Origin of the sequence: Bradyrhizobium erythrophlei (genome assembly GCF_900129505.1) — a bacterium.
Taxonomy (GTDB): domain Bacteria; phylum Pseudomonadota; class Alphaproteobacteria; order Rhizobiales; family Xanthobacteraceae; genus Bradyrhizobium; species Bradyrhizobium erythrophlei_D.
The window spans coordinates 681,047-700,377 of the sequence record NZ_LT670818.1; the positions used below are offsets into that span (position 1 = coordinate 681,047).

Here is a 19,331-nt window from a genome sequence, read left to right on the forward strand (position 1 = left end):
AAGATCTTCTAAAGTCCAAGATCTTCTAAAGTCCAAGATCTTCTCAAAGTCCAAGACACTCCCGGATGTCCATCATGCTACGGCGCAGCCAGGTCTTCACCGTATTCACCGGCGTCTCGAACTTTGCCGCCAGCTGCTCGCGGCTCCAGCCGTTGTAATAAGCCAACAGCACGAGCTTTTGCCGGTCCGGCTCCAGACGGCCGACGCATTCGAGCAATCGCTTCAATTCCTCGGTCATCTCCCGTCGCGCCAGCGGATCCGGGCTCTCGGCGGCCACTTCCATGGCGGTCGGCTCCTCTTCGATCGAGATTTCGCCGCGTTTGCGCACGACGTCGATGGCCCGGTTTCGGGCGATGGACGCCATCCACGTGATCGGCGACGACAGGCCGGGCTTGAATTGTCCGGCGCTGCTCCAGATCTTGACGTAGGCCTCCTGAATGACCTCCTCCGCGAGATCCTGTCGCCGCAAGATACGGAGCACCACGCCGAAAAGTTTCGCGCGCGTCGCGGCATAGAGGCGCTCGAAAGCCGCCTCATCCCCCTTCGCGACCGCGGCGATCAGCCAGACCAACTCAGCTGGCGTCAGCATTCACTCCCCCAAAATCGCGATCCCCTATCGCTTATGCACTTGGGCCAACGGCGCTCCCAACGTCTGGTATCATATCCTGCGCCAGACCGGGCGACCAAGTCACGGAGACCGTCCTGTGGACATTCGACCCCAGGGCCAAGCGACCAAGCAAAAACCCGGACCTCGCGGCCCGGGTTTCGATCATGCGTTGGCAGACAGTCTAAGAGAATGCAAAGCCTCAGGCGATCGCGCCGCCAAGGCGCGCGCGCAACAGGCCGATGCTGTCGAGATCGGCCTGTTCCCGGGCGCTTTCCTCGGCGCGCCCGCGCGCCTGGTCGCGCTCGTCCAGCAGTTCGACTTTCTTGAGCTCCTCGAACGCCTCGCTCAACAGGCTCTTGGCGTCTTCCAGCTGGATCCGCAACTCGTCGGCGGAGCGGGTCAGGTTTTCGCGCCGCTGGATCGCGGCCTTGGCATAGGTCGGATAGGCGAAATGCGTGGGATCGTTGATTCCCGCGCGTTCCTGCTCGGACTGGATTTCGCGCTCCAGGTCGACCGACATACGCTGGAAATCGGCAATCATGCCTTCAATCTGGGCGACCCTTCGGCGCTTTTCGTCGACCTGAAATTTCTTCAGGCGGATTAGCGTTTCACGTGACTTCATCGACTCGTACTCCCCAGAAGTCCCGATGCTAACGCGGGACAGAACCGGCATCCCCCAGGGGCCCCGCCGGCATCACTCGTTGTCTGGCGGGGATGATGGCCTGACAAAGTTAGCGTTCCGTTTCCAAATCCCTCAGGATTTGTTCAAGTTGGCGGTAACCCTCGCTCAGGCTGGACACCTCGTCCTTGGCCTGGCGCAGGAAGCTCTCCAGCGGCCCGTTGAGCCGGATCGCCTCGTCGACCTCGGCGCTGGAACCGGCGCGATAGGCCCCGAGCCGGATCAATTCCTCCATATCTGCATAGGTCGCCATGACCTGACGGGCCCGCGTGATGACGGGCAGAAAGGCCGGATCCGCCGATTTCGGCATGGTGCGGGACACCGATTTGAGGACGTTGATGGCCGGATAGCGCCCGCGCTCGGCGATCGAGCGCTGCATCACGATATGGCCGTCCAGGATGCCGCGCACCGCGTCCGCGATCGGCTCGTTGTGGTCGTCGCCGTCCACCAGCACCGTAAAAATGCCGGTGATGGTGCCGGCGCCGGTGCCAGGACCCGCACGCTCCAGCAGCTTCGGCAATTCGGTGAACACGGTCGGCGTATAGCCCTTGGCGGTCGGCGGCTCGCCCGCCGACAGGCCAATCTCGCGCTGCGCCATCGCAAAACGCGTGACCGAATCCATCAGGCAGAGCACGTCCTTGTCCTCGTCGCGGAAATATTCCGCGATCGCGAGCGTGAGGTAGGCCGCCTGCCGCCGCATCAAGGCCGGCTCGTCCGAGGTCGCCACCACCACCACCGACCGCGCCAGACCTTCGTCGCCGAGGTCGTCCTGCAGGAATTCCTGCACCTCGCGGCCGCGTTCGCCGACCAGGCCGATCACCGTGATGTCGGCGTCGACATTGCGCGCCAGCATCGACAGCAGTACCGACTTGCCGACGCCGGAGCCCGCGAAAATACCGAGTCGCTGGCCGCGGCAGCAGGTCAGGAAGGTATTGAGCGCGCGCACGCCGAGATCGAGCGGCGCGCCGACCCGCTTGCGCGAATGCGCCGGCGGCGGCGAATTGCGGTACGGCATCGGGGACGGCCCCTGCGGCAGCGGCCCCTTGCCGTCGATCGGCTCGCCCATGGCGTTGATGACGCGGCCGAGCCAGGCGGCCGAAGGCCGCACCTGGCTCGCGGAAAGCGCGATCACCGCGCGGCAGCCGCGCCGCACGCCTTCAAGGCCCGCGAACGGCATCACCACGGCGTTGCTGCCGGAAAAGCCGATCACCTCGGAGGGGATGAAGCGGTCGCCGCCGGTCTCGATCACGATACGGGCGCCGACCGACATCGCGTGGATGGGGCCGGCGATCTCAACCATCAGGCCGCGAACGCCCACCACCCGGCCATAGATGTTGACGCTGTCGATATCGCTGATCTGCTCGGCGAGCGCCTTCATTGCGAAAACCTTAAGTTTCGATGGTTTACGGTCTGGAACTTAACCTCGTGTTTACCCGCATCGTTAATCATTACGTCACACTGTCTTGGGTGACTGGAAGCGCTCGGCCTCAGAAAGAAGGACGAGTCACGGGAGTCGGTTAGGCCCGCCTCCTAACGTGGAACTTGAAGGGGTACGGGTACCAAAAACTGCTTCGAAGCAAAGTCTTAGAGCGATTCGCTAAAAATTGCACTGAGAGAGCTTGCGCAAAGGAATCAGATTTTGTTAACCATATGTCGTCAGGATCCGAATCAGTTGTTCAAAGGCGTTTTGAGTGCCGCAAGTGCGGCCGACCTGACGCCCGGAGCGGCGACTAAAGGGGACTGGCATGCGCGTATTGCTGATAGAAGATGACAGCGCCGTCGCGCAGTCGATCGAGTTGATGCTGAAATCCGAGAGTTTCAACGTCTATACGACGGATCTCGGCGAGGAAGGCGTGGACCTCGGAAAGCTCTACGATTACGACATCATACTGCTGGATCTTAATCTGCCCGACATGTCCGGATACGACGTGCTCAAGCAGCTTCGGGTCTCCAAGATCAAGACCCCCATTCTGATCCTGTCCGGCCTCGCCGGCATCGAGGACAAGGTCAAGGGTCTCGGCGTCGGCGCCGACGACTACATGACCAAGCCCTTCCACAAGGACGAACTGGTCGCCCGCATCCATGCGATCGTCCGCCGTTCCAAGGGCCACGCCCAGTCGGTGATCCAGACCGGCGATCTCGTGGTCAATCTCGACACCAAGACGGTCGAGGTCGGCGGCCAGCGCGTCCATCTGACGGGCAAGGAATACCAGATGCTGGAGCTGCTCTCGCTCCGCAAGGGAACTACCCTCACCAAGGAAATGTTCCTCAACCATCTCTATGGTGGCATGGACGAGCCGGAGCTGAAGATCATCGACGTCTTCATCTGCAAGCTGCGCAAGAAGCTCGCCAACGCTTCCGAGGGCCGCAACTTCATCGAGACCGTGTGGGGCCGCGGCTACGTGCTGCGCGAGCCGCACGAGGCCGAAGAGCGCATCCCCGCCTGATCACTGGGTCCTGCCGGGAGCCCGCCGGGCTCTCTCCTCCCAGACTGGACCCCGCCACAAATGGCGGGGTTTTTGTTTTTGTGCGTCGCGGCGGCTACGCGCTGATTCTAGCGTTTTTTGGCAGCGCGCTTCCTGGCGGATTTCTTGGCCGATTTCCTGGCCGATTTCTTCGCGGACTTCCCGGCCGTTTTCCTCTTGGCTGCTTTCTTCGTCGGCTTCTTGGCCGGCCGCTTGCCGGCTTTCTTTTTCTTTGCCGTCTTGACGGTTTTTTTGGCCGCCTGGACGCTGGACGACCTCTTTGTCGCTGACTTCTTCTTCGCGGCCGCCTTCTTCCTCGGCTTTTTTGCCGGTTTCTCGGTGGCCGGGCCCGCGGCGGGCTGCGCCGGGGCTGCGGGCTTCTGGCCTGGCGACGCGACGCCCGAAGAGGCGGTGTCGCCGCCGCCCGCCGCCGCCAGCCAGAACCGCAACTCCGGCGCCTTCTCGTCTGGACCTGCGATGTAACGCTCCTGCCATTTGTCGTCGGCTTCCAGTGGCTTGCCGAAGATATCGGGATGCTCCTTGAGCAGGAAGCGCCAGGCATAATGGTCGTAGAGATCGAGCACATGGCAGGCATAAGCTTCCGCCAGCCCGCGGTGACCGCGGATGATCACCATGTTCTCGTCATTGTTGTGCGAGGCGCGGAAGCCGAGATTGTGCGAGCCGGTGACCACCGTGCAGTTGTCGCTGAAGGGGTCGATCACCACGATCTTGTTGTGAATGATGGCAAAGCCGTACTTTGCCAGCTCCGCTTCCCACAAGCCAAACGCATCGTCCTTGGTGACGGCTCCCGCCGGCACCGCACGCGAATCGGGCTTGGCCGACGCCAATTTGGCGCCCTTTTTCTTGGGCTTTCCCGGTTCGCCGACCACCGTGACCTTGGCATCGGACCCGGCCGCCTGATCCGCACCATCGCCCTGCTCGGTCGCGCCGCCCTGATGCAGGGCTTCCGAGAAATTGAGCGCCCGCTGCGGGCTGGTCAACGCGCCGCGAACGAACAAATCGGGATTTTTCGCCAGCGCCCGGCCGGCCGCGTCGAGGATCGAATTGTTGCCGGGATCGAAGGCAAGGAACAGCACCGCCTGCTTGGCGCCGTTGATCAGGTCGAACACCCTGTTCATGTCGTTCGGCGTTTCCTTGGGCGGACTGACCAGCTTGTGCTGCGTGTTCGGCGAAAACATCACCTCGACGGTGACGCCGTTGCCGAGGCTGATCGGCTTGGCGATCGAGCCGTCGTTGTTCTCATGGGTGAAATCGCGCAGCGCCGGCGACTGCAATTTCTTCTCGTCTCCCCCGGCGGCGTCGATATCCGCCTTCAACGCGTTCCAGTAGTCCATATAGCGCTGGGCGATTTCGGCAGATTCGATCACCAGTGCGTTGTTGGTTTGCGTGCACAGCCCGGTGGAGGTCCAGTTGGTCGACCCCGACAGCACAGCTGTGGGCGCGCCCTTATCGCTCAAGACCAGGAATTTGTTGTGCGGAATATCGCCCTTGCCGAGAATGCGGTCGATCACGTTCACGCCCGCCGCCTTCAGCGCGGCCCGGTTGGCCGAATCGCCATCCTCGATCGCCTTCTTCGTCTTTGGATCGACGGATTGCTCGTTGCCAAGGATCACGTCGCGGCTTTTCGGATTCGCCTGCAGACGCTTTTCGAGCCCGTTGGGATCGTTGAGCTCATAGAGCGCGCCATGAATAATGCCGCCGCCCTTGTCGGCACGATCGAGCAGCGAGGTCACGCCTTCGGATAGCTGACCCGTCAGCCGGATCCGTATCGGGTCGGCGGGATCGAGAATGTGAGGCGCCAGCGCGTTGATGCTGGGCTTGTCGTTCAGCGCGTGGCTCAGCGCCTGGGTCGCGGTGATACCGCGGTTGAAATAAACGTTGAACGGCGGGCGCTGCGGCGTCAGCGTGACCTTGTTGCTGAGCAGAGGGTCGACACCTGCGAGCGGGGTCAACGCGGCGCCCGGGCTTCCGCCCATCGGCACGATGCGGTATTGGTAGGTCCCGCCGCGTTTTGCAAACAGATCCTTCCACCAGAATTTCTGGACAGGCGCCTGTTCGGTCGTCAGATTGGCGGCGTTCTGGTTTGCGAATCGCGCCAGCGCCGGCAGAACCGTTTCCTTGCCGTTGGCGTCGATATCAATTTGATGAATGGCGAAGCCGAGACAGCCATCGAGGTGGCGATCGAAGGTCCAGGCGACGACGGCAATATCATTGTTGGAGAATGCGACTGCGGGCATCGAAACGCTCCTCTTCTGCCAGCAAGGCCAATTTTGCCAGCAAGGCCAAGATAACGGCACGTTGTCGATAGATAATTATACACGCTAAATGAGAATAGCGAAACCATATATGAGCTACTTCACACGGCGCGAAGCAACATGATCCTTCAGTCACTGGCCGGATTGCCGGCATTCCTGGTTTATTTCTGCACGGCGATCATTGCCGTCGTCGCCTACCTCTTCGTCTATACCCGTGTCACGCCGCACAATGAATTCCAGCTGATCCGCGACAACGATCCGGCAGCCGCGATTGCCTTGGGCCTCAGCCTGCTCGGCTTTACGCTTCCGGTGGTTAGCGCCATCGCCCATTCCGCCAATATCGTGGATTGCCTGGTCTGGAGCGTAATCGCGCTGATCGTCCAGATCGTGGTTTATTTCATCGTCAAGATCCCGATTCCGAACCTGTCGGCACGGATCGCGGCGGGCGAACTCGCCTCCGCCATCTGGCTCGGGCTTGCTTCGCTTGCCGCAGGCGCGCTCAACGCCGCCTCGATGATCTATTGATGATGGCAAACCAGCCCACCACGGAATTCGGCAAGCGCAGACCGGTCGTGATCCCAACGGTTCAACCGGTGAAGCGATCCAACCATGTGGCGCTGCTTCTGATGGGCACCTTCGCGGTCGGCGGGGCCGCCTACGCGCTGATGCCGGGCGAGAATTGCGGACAGCGGCCCGGACTGGCGTCGGACGCGAACGCGCAATGCCCGCCGCGCGGATCTTCATCCGGCAGCGGCGGCGGTTCGTTATCGTCGCGGAGCAGTTTCTTCGGCAGCGACGACTCATCCGGCCGGCAATCCTCCGCCGCCTCGTCCGATTCCGCTTCAGCCAAGGTGACCCGCGGCGGATTCGGCGGCTTTGCGCATGCTTTCGCGGCGCATTTTTCCGGTGGCGGCTGACCGGGCGGCCCTAACGCGGATGCGCGGCTACGCCGCCGGGTCGCTGGTCTTGATGGTCTCGCAGGCAAGCGCTGCGGCGCTCCAGGCGGGAATTGACTGAGGCCGCTCGGCGGCTTGCTTACTCGCATCGGCCGCCGGCCCTTCGGCTCCGCCGAAGTTTGATTCGAAAACCAGGCTTTCAGCAACGACGGCGTCGACTGTACTTCGCTTTTCCATGATGCCCTCCATATTTGGTCATTGCCATCCTGATACGATTCCTGACCCGCGCCATGATCCTGATCAAAGAGGCCGATAGAGTTCGCAGCGAGCCCCCGGTAATCTCGCGGGCCAGTGGTTTGCGCCCCGGGTGCCGCCGGCCCGATTATTGCGGCTTGACGCAGGCTGCCTTGGCGATGACGCTCTCCTTCCATAAAATTGCGCCACGGCGATCGTAGAGTGAAAATTCCGGGAGGTGATCATGTCCCGTCGATCATGCGCGATTTTGACCGCAGCCTTGCTTTGCGCAGCGTATCCGGCGCTCGGCCAGCAACTGCCGGATGGCCCCGGCAAGGAATTGGCGCAAGCCAATTGCAATATCTGTCATGCGCTGCTGAGCCGCGTTGGCGCGGGCTATACGCCAGAGGGCTGGAACACCGTGCTGCAGATGATGATCAACCAGGGCGCTCCCCTGCCGGCGGATCAAATCGAGCCGCTCAAGGTCTATCTGATCAGGAGTTTTCCGGAAAAGGGCAAGCCCGCCGGGGCGGTGATCCCTGGGCCCGCGAAAATCTCGTTCAGGGAATGGCAGGCGCCGACGCCGGGCTCGCGGCCGCATGACCCGCTGGCGGCGAGCGACGGCTCGCTGTGGTACACGGGCCAATTGGCCAACGTGCTCGGCCGGGTCGATCCGAACAGCGGCGAAATCAGGGAGTTTCACCTCAAGACCGCGCATTCCGGACCGCACGGCCTGAAGGAAGATTCCGACGGCAACATCTGGTACACCGGCAACACCGGCTCGCTGATCGGCAAGCTCGACCCGAAGACCGGCGCGGTCACCGAATATCCAACGCCGGAAACCGGCGATCCGCATACGCTGATCTTCGACGATGCCGGCATCCTGTGGTTCACGATGCAGAACGCCAACCGCATCGGCCGTCTCGACCCCAAGACCGGCGAGATCAAGCTTTTGACGCCGCCGACGGCCAATGCGCGCCCCTACGGCATGGCGCTGAATTCCAAGGGCATCGTATTCTTCGTCGAGTTCGGCACCAACCAGGTCGGCAGCGTCGATCCGAAGACGCTGGAATTCCACGAATACAAGCTGCCGGATCCGGCGTCGCGGCCGCGGCGCATCGCGATCACCAGCGACGACATCGTCTGGTACTCGGATTATTCCCGCGGCTATCTCGGCCGGCTCGATTCCACGACCGGCAAGGTGACGGAGTGGCCATCCCCGAGCGGGCCGAAGTCCGAGCCCTATGGCATTTCGGCGATCTCCGATGTCATCTGGTACAGCGAGTCCGGCTCGACGCCGAACACGGTGGTGCGCTTCGATCCCAGGACCGAAAAATTCCAAAGCTGGGCGATCCCCGGCGGCGGCAACATCGTTCGCAACACGTCGGTCACGCGCGACGGCAATTTTCTGCTGGCCAACAGTCTCGTCAACGGCGTCACGCTGGTGACGATCGAGAAGTGAGCCGACAGCGCGCAGATGCGTGCCCTCGCCGCACGATCCCGTGAAGGGATTGGCTTTTGCTTGCTTCAACGGCTGAGCGTGATGGAAACTATCAGCCACCCAGGATAATCATCATACTCGAGGGGCCGCCCATGAAACGTTCGCGCCGTGTTATCCTGACCATGATGGGTACGGCGGCCGCCGGCGCGGTGTCGATGGGATTCGTGCGGCGCGATTGCGGTCCCGGGCAGATCTCCGAACTGCAGCGCGAGCCGGACGGACGCTTGCGGGAATATTGCCGCGTGAGCTATGGCGGCTTCGGCGGCGCGCCGCACCGGCTGCACGCGCATTTCCATGGCGGCCACGCGCATGGCGGTTACGCCCATGGCGGCGGCTAGCACCACGCCATGCAGCGCCTCGCCTGTCCCGAGCGCGACGACTGGCGCCTGACCGCCGAGCAAACCGGGTTCGAGTTTCACACCATCGACGGCGAGCGCTACTGGGACGAGCGCGCCTGTTACGCGTTCACGCTGGACGAGATCGAAAATCAGATCGAAGCGCCGACCGCTGAAATCGACGCGATGTGCCTCGAACTCGTCGGCTGCGCGGTCGATGACGACGAATATCTGAGCCGGCTGAAGATCCCGGAAACCTTCTGGCCGCTGATCTCGGAAAGCTGGCACCGCGACGAGGCCAGCCTCTACGGCCGGCTCGACCTCCGCTTCGACGGATCCGGGCCGGCAAAACTGCTGGAATACAACGCGGATACGCCGACTTCGATCTTCGAGGCGGCGGTGTTCCAGTGGACATGGCTGGAGCAGGCGATCGATCGGCACATCGTTCCCGGCCATGCCGACCAGTTCAATTCGATCCATGAACGTCTGATCGAAGCGTGGAATAGGCTCGGCGCGGGCCGCCATCTTCATCTCACGGGAACCACCGACAACCCCGAGGACGCCGGCACGCTGACCTATCTCGAGGATACCGCACGTCAGGCCGGCCTCGCCACCACGCTGATCGACATCGAGGACATCGGCTTGCGCGACGACGGCTGCTTCGTCGATCTCGACGATCGGCCGATGGGGCTCGTGTTCAAGCTGTACCCCTGGGAATGGATGTTCCACGACGAATTCGGCGCCCGCCTCGCCAGGGCGCCGACGCGCTGGATCGAGCCGCCGTGGAAAGCCCTGCTCTCCAACAAGGGCATTCTTCCCCTTTTGTGGGAGATGTTTCCGGATCACCCCAACCTGCTGCCGGCCTTCTTCGACGACGACCCGAACGCAGCACACCTCGGGACGAGCTTCGTGCGCAAGCCGCTTTTTTCGCGCGAGGGCGCCAACGTCACGCTGGTCAGCGACGGCACGACGGTGATGGAACAGCAAGGCCCCTATGGCGCCGAAGGTTTCGTGCGCCAGGCGCTCGCACCGCTGCCGAACTTTTCCGGGCAACATCCGGTGATCGGAAGCTGGCTGATCGACCACGTGCCGTGCGGGCTATCGATCCGTGAGGACGAGAATCCGATCACCGGCAATACGTCGCGGTTCCTGCCGCACGCGATTCTCTGAAGTGGTTTCGAGCGCCACAGCAAGCGACGGCGATCAGCGCGCGCCGACCAGCTTCAGCACCTGCGGCATGGTCGCCGAGACACCGGCGCGCGCGGCCCGTTCGGTGTTCACCCGGTAAAGCCCGCGGCGTTCGGGATAGGGCTTGAAAGCGTCGGAGATTCCCACCACGGTTTCGGCCGCACCGAGCGCCAGCACGCCGTCGGGCTCGAGCATCCGCGACACGCGTTCGAAGATGCCGACCTTGGTGTCCTGGTCGAAATAGATCAGGACGTTGCGGCAGAAGATCACGTCGAACGTGCCAAGGTGGGAAAAATCCTGCAGCAGATTGAGTTGCCGGTGCTGCACCATGGCGCGGATATCGGCATTGAGCTGCCACAGCTCCCCGGTTTGGGTGAAATGCTTGACCAGCATCTGGATCGGCAGGCCGCGCTGCACCTCGAACTGGCTGTAGAGTCCCGCCTTCGACTTCTCGAGCACCTCCTGCGACAGATCGGTCGCGACGATTTCGACCCGCCAGCCCGAAAGCCCGGCGAATTCCTTGACGCACATCGCGATCGAATAGGGCTCCTGCCCGGTGGAGGACGCCGCGCACCAGATCCGCAGAGAACGCCGGCTGGCGCGGGCCTGCACCAGCGCCGGCAGGATCGCTTGGCGCAGATGATCGAACGGAATCTTGTCGCGGAAAAAGAAGGTCTCGTTGGTGGTCATCGCCTCGACCACTTCCGATGTGAGCGCCGCGGCACCGGTTCTGATTTTCGCCACGAGCTCGGCGATGCCGGGCAGTCCCGCCCGTCGCGCCAGCGGGATCAACCGGCTTTCGACCAGGTATTGCTTGTCGGCGGACAGGTCGAGGCCGGAGCGTTCCTTCAGAAGCTTGCGCAGAAAGTCGTAATCCAATGGCGTCACGAGCGATCTCCCGCGAACACCCGCACCAGCTTCGGAGCGATCTGATTGAGCGGCAGAACGGCGGCGCAAATTCCCGCATTCGCGGCAGCACCGGGCATGCCCCAGACAACGCTCGAGGCTTCGTCCTGGGCGATCACGCTGCCGCCGGCCGCGACGATCTCCTTGCCGCCCCGCATCCCGTCCGAGCCCATGCCGGTCAGCACCAGCGCGAGAACGCCGCCCTGCCAGACATCGATCGCCGAGGTGAACAACGGATCGACCGCGGGCTTGCAGAAATTGACCGCCGGGCCGTCATCGAGGGCGATCGCGGCGTCGGCGCCGTGGCGTACGACGCGCATATGGCGGCCACCCGGAGCGAGATAGATCCGGCCGGCCTTGACGATCTCGCCATCGACCGCTTCGTGCGCCGGCCGATGGCTCGATCGCGCCAAATGCTCGGCTAGAATGGTGGTGAAGGTCGGCGGCATATGTTGCGTAATCAGCACCGGAAAGCGGTCGATCACGGGGCCCAGTTCGGTCACCAGCGCCATCAGCGCCTGTGGACCGCCGGTCGATGAACCGATCAGGAGCACCCGCGGCGCGTGGATGCTGAAGGCGCGGCGCATCAGCGGCGGCTGCGCAACCGGCGACGGCATGGGCCGCGTCAACGGCTCTCTCGCCCGGTCCAGCGCCGGCGACGATGTCGCCGGGGGCCTGCGGCGGACCTTGGCGCCGAGCGAGCGGATTTTCTGGATCAGGTCGTGGTGAAAGGTGTCGGCGGCCGACGCTTCGCGGGTGCTTTCGGGCTTCGGGATGTAGTCCGAAGCGCCGAGCGAGAGCGCCCTGAAACTGATCTCCGCGTTGCGGCGGGTCAGGGTCGACGCCATGATGATGATCAGGTTGCGCTTCTTCGCCAGCAGCAGCGGCAGCGCAGAAATGCCGTCGAGGTCCGGCATTTCGATATCGAGTACGGCGACATCGGGATTGACGCGCTCGATCTGGTTGACGGCGTCAAGGCCGGTGCGCAGCGAGGCCGCGACCACCATGTCCGGTTCGGATCCGATCCAACGGGAGATCAATCCCCGGATAACGACGGAATCGTCGACCACCATCACCCGCAACGGCTCTTGCCGTGTCGAAGTCGGGGCTGGGGAACTTGTCAAAGCAACACTCATTACTCACCAGATACGGCTGAACGCGGCACCATTGCAGCGGTAACGCCGATGGCTTTCAGCCGCCGGATCGAAACAGGCAGATCAGATCAATCCGACTTCCTGGAACTTCGCGGTGACGATGTCCTTGTCGAATGGCTTCATGATGTATTCGTTGGCGCCGGCGTGCAGCGCGCGCGCGATGTGCGCGACGTCGTTCTCGGTGGTGCAGAACACCACCTTGGGCTGGTCGCCGCCGGGCATGCGACGCAGATTGCCGAGGAATTCATAGCCATCCATGATCGGCATGTTCCAGTCGAGCAGAATGGCGTCGGGCAGTCCGCGCTTGCAGACTTCCAGCGCCTTCTCGCCGTCCTCGGCTTCGATGATCTGGAAGTCGAGACCTTCCAGGATGCGCCTTGCGACCTTTCGGATGACGCTCGAGTCATCAACTACAAGACATGTTCTCATTTCAGCCTCTGCTTCTTCCGATCCCTGAAAGGGACGTTTCCATTTGCCACCGGTTGGCGTGCCTGCCGGCGGTCTTATGCCGCCATCAAATCAGGCACGATTTCGAGGACGCGATCGACATCGAGGACGACCATGAGCTGACCGTCGAGGCGATGCACGCCGCCGGCGAGCTTGGCCATGCGGGGATCGAGATTGACGGGATTTTCCTCGCGGCCCGCGTCGGGAAGCCTGAGGACCTCGCCGATCTGGTCGATCAGCAGGCCGTAGGACTCGCCGCGCAGGTCGACGCCGACCGCCATCGGCGGCTTGCCGTCGTCGGCCCTGGGCAGCCCTAGCCGGGCGCGCATGTCCACCACGGTGACGATGCGGCCGCGCAGATTGAGCACACCGGCGATCTCGCCGGGCGACAGCGGCACCCGCGTCAGCCGTTCCGGCATGAACACGTCCTGGACGCGGGAGATCGGCAGCCCGAACAGCTGGCCTCCGATCATCGCGGTGACGTATTCGGCGACGGCGCCTTCGGTCAAGTCGGTCTTGCTGGTCATGCTTCAGATCCTTATGCCCGGGCTGAGCTTGCTTATGCCCGGGCTGAGCTTGCTCATGGCTGGCTGAACTTGTTTCATGCCGCGCGGTTGAGTTCGGCGGTCTGTTCCTTCAGCGCCGCGATCAGGCCGGGACGGTCGAACTTGGCAACGTAATCGTGGAAGCCGGCCTGCCGGCCGCGCTCGATCGCCGCCGGCGACACCAGCGAGGACAGCGCGATGATCGGCATCGCACTTAAGTGCTGGTCGGCCCGGATAATTTCGGCGAACTCGAACCCGTTCATGTCGGGCATCTCGATGTCGGTCAGCACCACGTCGAAGACCTGGCCCGAGCGCAGCGCCGTCAGGCCCTCCTGCGCGTTCGGCGCCACCCGCACCTTGTAGCCGGCGGCTTTGAGCACCGGCGCCAGCATGTTGCGGAAGAACGCGCTGTCGTCGACCAAAAGCACCGATTGCGCGGACGCCGACGGCGCCATCTCCTTGCGCGTGAACCAGTCGGGGAACGCCATCGGCAGGAAGTGGCCGACGTCGATCACTTCGGTGGCCTGGCCCTTGATCACGGCGGAGCCGAGAATGCCGGCCAGCTGCTCGCCCGCGACCTCGATGTTGAGCTTCTCCTCGACGATGTCGACGATCTCGTCGACCACCAGCCCCATCGAGCGGCGGTCGTCGGCGAACACCAGGATCGGCTGCGAGCCTGTGGTCTGGACATTGACGCCGTTCATCTGCACCAGCGGCATCAGCTGGTCGCGATACTGCACCATGTAGCGGCCGTTGGAGAGCTCGATCTTGTCGGCGGCGATCTCCTCCAGACGCGTGACGAGGCCGAGCGGCACCGCCTTGGGCTGGGCGCTGCCGGCGCGGAACACCAAAAGCGAGGTCAGTTGATCGGCGGCGCTGGCGCGGGAAGCCGCGTTCTCGTCGGCGATTTCATGGCTGGCAGCACCCGAGGCGCCCAATGCCTTGGCGATGCCGTTGGGATCGATGATCATGATCACGGCGCCATCGCCCAGGATGGTGTTGCCGGAGAACATGTCGATGTGGCGCAGCTTGGTCGACATCGGCTTGACCACGATTTCCTCGGTGTGGAACACGCCGTCGACCACGATGCCGAAGGTCTGGCTGCCGACTTGGGTCACGACGATGAAGCCGTTCTCCGGATCGGAAGAGGAGCCGTCGTCGATCTTGAGCAGTTTCTTCAGGTGCATCAGCGGCAACAGCTTGTTGCGCAGCCGCAACACCGCGGTGTCCTTGATGCGCTCGATGCGGTGCTCGGAATTGGCCCGCGCCCGCACCAGTTCGACCACCGCCAGCTGCGGAATGGCAAAGCGGTCGCCGGCGGCTTCCACGATCAGCGCCGAGACGATGGCAAGCGTCAGCGGGATCTTGATGGTGACGCTGGAACCCTCGCCGGCCACCGACTTGATGTCGATGGTGCCGCCGATCTGGTCGATATTGGTGCGCACCACGTCCATGCCGACGCCGCGGCCGGACACCGAGGTGACCGCGGCCGCGGTCGAGAAGCCGGGCGCGAAGATGAACTTGTGGATCTGCGCTTCGGTCATCTTCTCGAGTTCAGCCTCGCTGACGAGACCGCTCGAGACCGCCTTGGCCTTGATCCGCTCGGTGTTGAGGCCGCGGCCGTTGTCGGCGATGCAGATGATGATGTGGCCGCCTTCATGATAGGCGGACAGCCGAATGGTGCCCTGCTCGGGCTTGCCGGCGGCCGCGCGCTCGGCCGGGGTCTCCAGGCCGTGGTCGGCGGAGTTGCGCACCATGTGGGTGAGCGGATCCTTGATCAGGTCGAGCACCTGGCGGTCGAGCTCGGTGTCGGCGCCGTGCATCTCCAGTTCGATCTGCTTGCCGAGTTCGCCGGAGAGGTCGCGCACGATGCGCGGCAGCTTCTGCCAGGCGTTGCCGATCGGCTGCATCCGCGTCTTCATGACGCCTTCCTGCAGTTCGGCGGTGACGTTGGAGAGCCGCTGCAGCGGCACCTTGAACTCGGTGTCCTCGTTGCGCCGCGAGATCTCCAGCAGCTGATTGCGGGTCAGCACCAGTTCCGACACCATGGTCATCAAATGTTCCAGCGTATCCACGTTGACGCGGATCGACTGGTTGGCGACCTTGTCGGCCTCGTGCACTTCGTCGGCGGCGGCCACCTTGCTGGCCGCGGGTTTTACGGCGGCGGCCGGCTTTGCCTCTTTCGCCACCGGCTTGGCTTGCCTGGCGGGCGCGGCCCGCGGCGCGGGCGCGGCGACAGCTGGCGCGACCGGCGCCGTGGGCGGCGATGCAACCTCGATCGCGGTTTCGCGGAACGCGCGCTCCAGTTCATCCAGCGACACTTCGCCGGGACGCAGCGGCCGCTCCAGCATCTGCGGTATCAAGGAGCCCGCCGCAACCGCAGGCTCAGCGGGAGCCGCAGGCGCTGCTTCGGCCGACGAGGCTGACGCCGGCGCGACCGGCGAAGCCGCGGACGCGATCGGCGGAGCCGACGCTGACATCGCTTCCATCCCACGCTCCACCATCGCCTGTAATTCGTCGATCAGATCCTGATCGGAGCCGTCGGGCTCCGCCTCGGTCGCCTCGAGCTGGCCCAGGATGTCCTTGATGCGGTCGATCGTGGTCAGGATCAGCGTCACCGCCTGGCCCGTCACCGGCATTCCGTCGCGGAATTTGCCCATCAGGGTCTCGGCGGCATGCGCCAGCGCTTCCAGCCGCGGCAGTCCGAGGAAGCCGCAGGTGCCCTTGATGGTGTGGACCAGGCGAAAAATGTTATCGAGTATCTTGGCGTTGTTCGGTTCCTGCTCGAACCGCACCAGCTGATTGTCGACGGTATCCAGGCTCTCGCTGGTTTCCGTCAGAAACTCCCGCAACAGATCATCCATGAAACAGGCCTTCAGACGCACCGGCGCGCGATTTCGACACGCCTTTCAGAACGAGGCCAGCTTCTCCGCAAAGCGTTTAATATTGGTTGAGCAAATGAAAAAGAACGGGCTCAACAAAGAGATAAGGCGCCCTGAGGAATCCTCGGGCGCCCTATAAACCGTTGGTTAACCATGTTTACTCAGGAAGCGGTAATAACCACCGCCTCGCCCTCGGGCGCAAGCACCACATTCAGCCCGCAGGCCTGGGCCAGCAGCCGCGTATAATAAGGCTGCACTGCATGGGCATCGACCGCATGCGTCGAACCCGCGCTCAGAAGATCGGCGATATTCTGCGGCATGCGCGCGTTGAGCCCGGAGGCTGCGACGCGAAAGCCGATTTGCTCACCCTCGCCGATCGGATCGACGGTCAGCACGCCACCGCGCGGTATCGTCTGCTGCGCGATCACCATCATGTTCAGCAGCAGCTTGACCCGGTTCTTCGGCAACAGCACGCGCGGCAAGTTCCACGCGATCGAGGTCTTGTTGTCTTCGAGGTGACCGCGCGCCATGTTCTGCGCGTCGCCGAGATCGATCTGCGCGCCCGCTGATCCCGCGGCGCCAAACGCCAGCCGGCAGAACTGCAACCGCGCCGACGCCGTCTTGGCGCTCTTGCGGATCAAATCCAGCGCGAATTCGCGGTCTTCGGGCTTGGGGTTGTCGTCGAGGACCTCGAGCCCATTGACGATGGCGCCGACCGGACTGATGAGATCATGACAAACCCGCGAACATAACAGCGCCGCCAGCTCGAGGGCGTCGGGGGCGGGACCGGGAGACGGGGTGTCAGACATGAGGTGTTCCTGTAAATCCGCCGGCAACGCCGACCAAGGCGAATCGCGCCTGATCGCCAGTTTGATACACTGCGGATGCGCTTGCTGCCAACACAAGGCGGTAGCCGAAAAGAAAGACGAACAGCAAATGAAATTCGCCCATGAATAAGGCAAGTTCCCCCACATCCGTGATCGAGAGCGGGGCTGCCGCCGCGCTGCTGGAACCCTTGACCGACCTCGTGATCCGGGCCGGAGCCGCGATTCTGGCCGTCAACCGGGCGGTGATGCGGATCGAGGGCAAGCTCGACGGATCGCCGGTGACCGAAGCCGACCTCGCCGCCGACCGGATCATCGCCGAAGGCCTGGCGCGGCTGGCGCCGCAGGTTCCGGCCGTGTCGGAAGAACGCGTCGGCCTGGCGAAGCCGGCTTACGATGGCAGCTTCTTCCTGATCGATCCGCTCGACGGAACCAAGGAATTTTTGGCCGGCCGCGACGAATATACCGTCAACGTCGCGCTGGTGACCGATGGAATACCCGTATTGGGCGTCATCGGTGCACCGGCGCTCGGGCTGGTCTGGCGCGGCATCGTCGGCCGGGGCGCGGAACGGCTGACGCGCGGCGAAAAGTCCGCGCCTGAGCCGATCCATACCCGCAGGCTCCCGGCGCGCGGAAAACCCTGGATCGCCGCGGTCAGCCGCTCGCATGCCGACTGCCGCACCGAAGCCTTCATCGCGGAAAGGCCCGGCGCGATCCGCAAAACCCTGGGATCATCGGTCAAGTTCGGCCGGGTGGCGGAGGGGCAAGCCGATATCTATCCGCGCCTCGCGCCGACATCCGAATGGGATATCGCGGCCGGCCACGCCATCCTCACCGCCGCCGGCGGCAAGATTACGGATGCGCACGGGGCCGCCTTGCAATTCGGCAAAGGCGGCAACGGCTTCATCGTGCCGGAATTCATCGCCTGGGGCGATCCGGCGGCGGTAGAGTGAAACTGTAGGATGGGTGGAGCGCAGCGATACCCATCACGTGAGGACGTCTAGCAAGTTGATGGGTTTCGCAAGTGCTCAACCCATCCTACGCGCTGCAGCCAAAAGCCTGCGCATCAGGACCAGGACAACTGATCCTTGGGGAGCCGTCCACTTGGATCGTGCACTTCGACCTTGTGCGGCAAATCAGATCCCCATCGCCACAGAATTAGATTTGCCATGTCGGACCGGGCACCTGTCGCAAATGATGGCGACAGGATTCCAGCCGCTCCCTTCGCGATCAGCGATTTTGCTATCTCCCAGGATGCTGGGAGCTTGCCGGTTGCCAGATCATACGCCCATGGACAAGCCATGGACGCAAGGTCGATCGCCTCTCGCGCCCGCCCGGAGTCCGTGCGCAGATCGACGATGTCATCAACGTCAACATTGTAACTGCAGATCGTCAGGGGATCAAAACGGTGGCCAAAACCATGCCCCATCTCTACGAGCATGCCTTCAACTGTCAAAGCGAGGTATAGTGCAGGAGTGCCGATGGGATTAAAGCGCCCGCCTTTGGCGGCCGCTCCTGCTCCTGATATCGGTGACCAAGCCCACTTGGGATCGTGCGCTCGATAGCACGTCCCCTCCCACCTCAAGCGAAGCCGCCCGTCGCCACGTGATCGAGATAATCACGAACGGCGGACGCTTTGCCGTCTTTCACAAGAGACTCGGCTGTCCGGCCACCAAAAGCTGCGATTGGCTCCGCTCGATACCAGGCCATGGCCTGCTTTTCGCCCCCGGCCCAGTCAGCAATCCGGCCAATAATTTCCAACATCTCCGTGGCGCGCGTCTGTGTTTTAGGTGCCTCCAGGCGAGCGGCGCGATAGATGGTTTCCGGCTTTAGGCCAATGGTCTCCGCAAGTTGTACCTTGGACATGCCAAAGCGCTTCGCTACACGCCCCACGGAAATGTGGCCCTTGGAATCCAGGAAGGTCACCACCAAGTTGCCGCCCCTCGGCTTTGTCTGTGTTGGCGCAGCCGAACCGGCAGCGGCGGACCTTCCTTTGGTTTTGAGGGAGTCGATCTGGGCGGATCCGGTAGAACGCGGCCTCTTGGTAGTCGACATTATTGCCACTCCATTTGCCCTATTTATATGGCACTTTTTATGGCATTTCGCAATACCTGATACCTGAATGCGGCCCCATCCGGCCCACAGGTGATCGGCCTCCCGCGCGGGCAGCGGATTTGCGCGCAAAATCTAATTTCTCCAACCGGATCAGGCTGTTTCTACCTGTCCAGTCTTGTTTGAAAAAATATTCTGGTTTTCCGAAACCGCAAATCACCTTATATCCGCAACCGTCCACCCCACTCGAGGGGCGTATCGCGATCGTCACGGACGCGGGGTTGGATGCGATGGACGCGAGCGGCGCTAAAGACGAGAGCGTTTTGCTTGCGGACGGAGA

The 19,331-nt window shown here is 63.1% G+C and carries 21 protein-coding genes; 7 read left to right on the forward strand and 14 right to left on the reverse strand.

Features of this window, described 5'->3' with window-relative positions; translation table 11 throughout:
- Positions 1-43: 43 nt before the first annotated feature.
- The 3 genes from B5525_RS03220 to fliI form a co-directional block, all read right to left on the reverse strand.
- Positions 44-589, reverse strand: coding sequence for a sigma-70 family RNA polymerase sigma factor (locus tag B5525_RS03220; RefSeq protein WP_079564624.1), 546 nt, complete (start codon positions 587-589; stop codon positions 44-46).
- Between the two features lie 217 nt (positions 590-806).
- Positions 807-1,229, reverse strand: coding sequence for a flagellar export protein FliJ (gene fliJ, locus B5525_RS03225; protein ID WP_079564626.1), 423 nt, complete (start codon positions 1,227-1,229; stop codon positions 807-809).
- Positions 1,230-1,338: 109 nt separating this feature from the next.
- Entirely contained in the window at positions 1,339-2,664 is a 1,326-nt protein-coding gene (gene fliI / locus B5525_RS03230; RefSeq protein WP_079564627.1) for a flagellar protein export ATPase FliI, read from the reverse strand.
- A gap of 367 nt (positions 2,665-3,031) precedes the next feature.
- Between fliI and ctrA the strand changes: the two genes are divergently transcribed.
- On the forward strand, positions 3,032-3,733 hold the full coding sequence (gene ctrA, locus B5525_RS03235; protein ID WP_029587227.1) for a response regulator transcription factor CtrA: 702 nt from the start codon (positions 3,032-3,034) through the stop codon (positions 3,731-3,733).
- Positions 3,734-3,840: 107 nt separating this feature from the next.
- Here the strand turns inward: ctrA and B5525_RS03240 are convergent, their stop codons facing one another.
- Positions 3,841-6,009 carry a phospholipase D-like domain-containing protein gene (locus tag B5525_RS03240; protein WP_079564628.1) on the reverse strand — a complete coding sequence of 723 codons (2,169 nt, stop codon included), beginning with the start codon at positions 6,007-6,009 and terminating at the stop codon, positions 3,841-3,843.
- 138 nt (positions 6,010-6,147) lie between these two features.
- On the opposite strand from B5525_RS03240, the gene B5525_RS03245 reads away from it, so the two are divergent.
- Together B5525_RS03245 and B5525_RS03250 are read left to right on the forward strand one after the other, a co-directional pair.
- Positions 6,148-6,552: a DUF350 domain-containing protein gene (locus tag B5525_RS03245; RefSeq protein WP_079564629.1), complete on the forward strand. Its 405-nt coding sequence runs from the start codon at positions 6,148-6,150 to the stop codon at positions 6,550-6,552.
- On the forward strand, positions 6,552-6,944 hold the full coding sequence (locus tag B5525_RS03250) for a hypothetical protein (protein ID WP_425305254.1): 393 nt from the start codon (positions 6,552-6,554) through the stop codon (positions 6,942-6,944). Before B5525_RS03245 ends, B5525_RS03250 begins: the two co-directional genes overlap by 1 nt.
- 27 nt (positions 6,945-6,971) lie before the next feature.
- Here B5525_RS03250 and B5525_RS03255 read toward each other — a convergent pair whose 3' ends face one another.
- Positions 6,972-7,172: a hypothetical protein gene (locus B5525_RS03255; protein WP_079564631.1), complete on the reverse strand. Its 201-nt coding sequence runs from the start codon at positions 7,170-7,172 to the stop codon at positions 6,972-6,974.
- A gap of 229 nt (positions 7,173-7,401) precedes the next feature.
- Here B5525_RS03255 and B5525_RS03260 point away from each other — a divergent pair, with 229 nt between their 5' ends.
- From B5525_RS03260 to B5525_RS03270, 3 genes are all read left to right on the forward strand, one after another.
- Positions 7,402-8,619: a virginiamycin B lyase family protein gene (locus B5525_RS03260; RefSeq protein WP_154073040.1), complete on the forward strand. Its 1,218-nt coding sequence runs from the start codon at positions 7,402-7,404 to the stop codon at positions 8,617-8,619.
- Between the two features lie 131 nt (positions 8,620-8,750).
- A complete protein-coding gene (locus B5525_RS03265) occupies positions 8,751-8,996 on the forward strand; it encodes a hypothetical protein (RefSeq protein WP_079564633.1) in 246 nt (81 codons plus the stop codon).
- 9 nt (positions 8,997-9,005) lie between these two features.
- Positions 9,006-10,163: a glutathionylspermidine synthase family protein gene (locus B5525_RS03270; RefSeq protein ID WP_079564635.1), complete on the forward strand. Its 1,158-nt coding sequence runs from the start codon at positions 9,006-9,008 to the stop codon at positions 10,161-10,163.
- 33 nt (positions 10,164-10,196) lie between these two features.
- Here B5525_RS03270 and B5525_RS03275 read toward each other — a convergent pair whose 3' ends face one another.
- The 7 genes from B5525_RS03275 to B5525_RS43540 form a co-directional block, all read right to left on the reverse strand.
- A complete protein-coding gene (locus B5525_RS03275; protein ID WP_079564636.1) occupies positions 10,197-11,069 on the reverse strand; it encodes a CheR family methyltransferase in 873 nt (290 codons plus the stop codon).
- Positions 11,066-12,223: a protein-glutamate methylesterase/protein-glutamine glutaminase gene (locus B5525_RS03280; RefSeq protein WP_079564637.1), complete on the reverse strand. Its 1,158-nt coding sequence runs from the start codon at positions 12,221-12,223 to the stop codon at positions 11,066-11,068. Before B5525_RS03280 ends, B5525_RS03275 begins: the two co-directional genes overlap by 4 nt.
- An 81-nt stretch (positions 12,224-12,304) precedes the next feature.
- Positions 12,305-12,670, reverse strand: a complete 366-nt coding sequence (locus B5525_RS03285; RefSeq protein WP_079564640.1) for a response regulator — start codon at positions 12,668-12,670, stop codon at positions 12,305-12,307.
- Positions 12,671-12,744: 74 nt separating this feature from the next.
- Positions 12,745-13,215, reverse strand: coding sequence for a chemotaxis protein CheW (locus B5525_RS03290; RefSeq protein WP_079564641.1), 471 nt, complete (start codon positions 13,213-13,215; stop codon positions 12,745-12,747).
- A gap of 74 nt (positions 13,216-13,289) precedes the next feature.
- Positions 13,290-16,097 (reverse strand): hybrid sensor histidine kinase/response regulator, encoded by a 2,808-nt coding sequence (locus B5525_RS03295; RefSeq protein ID WP_079564642.1) that lies wholly within the window; start codon positions 16,095-16,097, stop codon positions 13,290-13,292.
- 179 nt (positions 16,098-16,276) lie between these two features.
- Positions 16,277-16,924: a histidine phosphotransferase ChpT gene (chpT, locus tag B5525_RS03300; protein WP_079564644.1), complete on the reverse strand. Its 648-nt coding sequence runs from the start codon at positions 16,922-16,924 to the stop codon at positions 16,277-16,279.
- Complete coding sequence (locus B5525_RS43540; RefSeq protein WP_154073041.1) at positions 16,917-17,066, reverse strand: hypothetical protein; 150 nt, start codon at positions 17,064-17,066, stop codon at positions 16,917-16,919. Before B5525_RS43540 ends, chpT begins: the two co-directional genes overlap by 8 nt.
- Here B5525_RS43540 and cysQ point away from each other — a divergent pair.
- Complete coding sequence (cysQ, locus tag B5525_RS03305; RefSeq protein ID WP_079564645.1) at positions 17,065-17,892, forward strand: 3'(2'),5'-bisphosphate nucleotidase CysQ; 828 nt, start codon at positions 17,065-17,067, stop codon at positions 17,890-17,892. The two genes, B5525_RS43540 and cysQ, sit on opposite strands and share 2 nt — an antisense overlap.
- 113 nt (positions 17,893-18,005) lie before the next feature.
- Here the strand turns inward: cysQ and B5525_RS03310 are convergent, their stop codons facing one another.
- Positions 18,006-18,524, reverse strand: a complete 519-nt coding sequence (locus B5525_RS03310; RefSeq protein ID WP_079564647.1) for an RES family NAD+ phosphorylase — start codon at positions 18,522-18,524, stop codon at positions 18,006-18,008.
- On the reverse strand, positions 18,521-18,871 hold the full coding sequence (locus B5525_RS03315) for an MbcA/ParS/Xre antitoxin family protein (RefSeq protein ID WP_244567819.1): 351 nt from the start codon (positions 18,869-18,871) through the stop codon (positions 18,521-18,523). The genes B5525_RS03310 and B5525_RS03315 overlap by 4 nt, the downstream gene beginning before the upstream one ends.
- Positions 18,872-19,331 lie beyond the last annotated feature (460 nt).

Bases quoted from the DNA above. Each gene is read 5' to 3' on its own strand.
- B5525_RS03220 (WP_079564624.1), bottom strand. From the start codon at position 589: ATGCTGACGCCAGCTGAGTTGGTCTGGCTGATCGCCGCGGTCGCGAAG.
- fliJ (WP_079564626.1), bottom strand. From the start codon at position 1,229: ATGAAGTCACGTGAAACGCTAATCCGCCTGAAGAAATTTCAGGTCGAC.
- fliI (WP_079564627.1), bottom strand. From the start codon at position 2,664: ATGAAGGCGCTCGCCGAGCAGATCAGCGATATCGACAGCGTCAACATC.
- ctrA (WP_029587227.1), top strand. From the start codon at position 3,032: ATGCGCGTATTGCTGATAGAAGATGACAGCGCCGTCGCGCAGTCGATC.
- B5525_RS03240 (WP_079564628.1), bottom strand. From the start codon at position 6,009: ATGCCCGCAGTCGCATTCTCCAACAATGATATTGCCGTCGTCGCCTGG.
- B5525_RS03245 (WP_079564629.1), top strand. From the start codon at position 6,148: ATGATCCTTCAGTCACTGGCCGGATTGCCGGCATTCCTGGTTTATTTC.
- B5525_RS03250 (WP_425305254.1), top strand. From the start codon at position 6,552: ATGATGGCAAACCAGCCCACCACGGAATTCGGCAAGCGCAGACCGGTC.
- B5525_RS03255 (WP_079564631.1), bottom strand. From the start codon at position 7,172: ATGGAGGGCATCATGGAAAAGCGAAGTACAGTCGACGCCGTCGTTGCT.
- B5525_RS03260 (WP_154073040.1), top strand. From the start codon at position 7,402: ATGTCCCGTCGATCATGCGCGATTTTGACCGCAGCCTTGCTTTGCGCA.
- B5525_RS03265 (WP_079564633.1), top strand. From the start codon at position 8,751: ATGAAACGTTCGCGCCGTGTTATCCTGACCATGATGGGTACGGCGGCC.
- B5525_RS03270 (WP_079564635.1), top strand. From the start codon at position 9,006: ATGCAGCGCCTCGCCTGTCCCGAGCGCGACGACTGGCGCCTGACCGCC.
- B5525_RS03280 (WP_079564637.1), bottom strand. From the start codon at position 12,223: ATGAGTGTTGCTTTGACAAGTTCCCCAGCCCCGACTTCGACACGGCAA.
- B5525_RS03285 (WP_079564640.1), bottom strand. From the start codon at position 12,670: ATGAGAACATGTCTTGTAGTTGATGACTCGAGCGTCATCCGAAAGGTC.
- B5525_RS03290 (WP_079564641.1), bottom strand. From the start codon at position 13,215: ATGACCAGCAAGACCGACTTGACCGAAGGCGCCGTCGCCGAATACGTC.
- B5525_RS03295 (WP_079564642.1), bottom strand. From the start codon at position 16,097: ATGGATGATCTGTTGCGGGAGTTTCTGACGGAAACCAGCGAGAGCCTG.
- chpT (WP_079564644.1), bottom strand. From the start codon at position 16,924: ATGTCTGACACCCCGTCTCCCGGTCCCGCCCCCGACGCCCTCGAGCTG.
- cysQ (WP_079564645.1), top strand. From the start codon at position 17,065: ATGAATAAGGCAAGTTCCCCCACATCCGTGATCGAGAGCGGGGCTGCC.
- B5525_RS43540 (WP_154073041.1), bottom strand. From the start codon at position 17,066: ATGGGCGAATTTCATTTGCTGTTCGTCTTTCTTTTCGGCTACCGCCTT.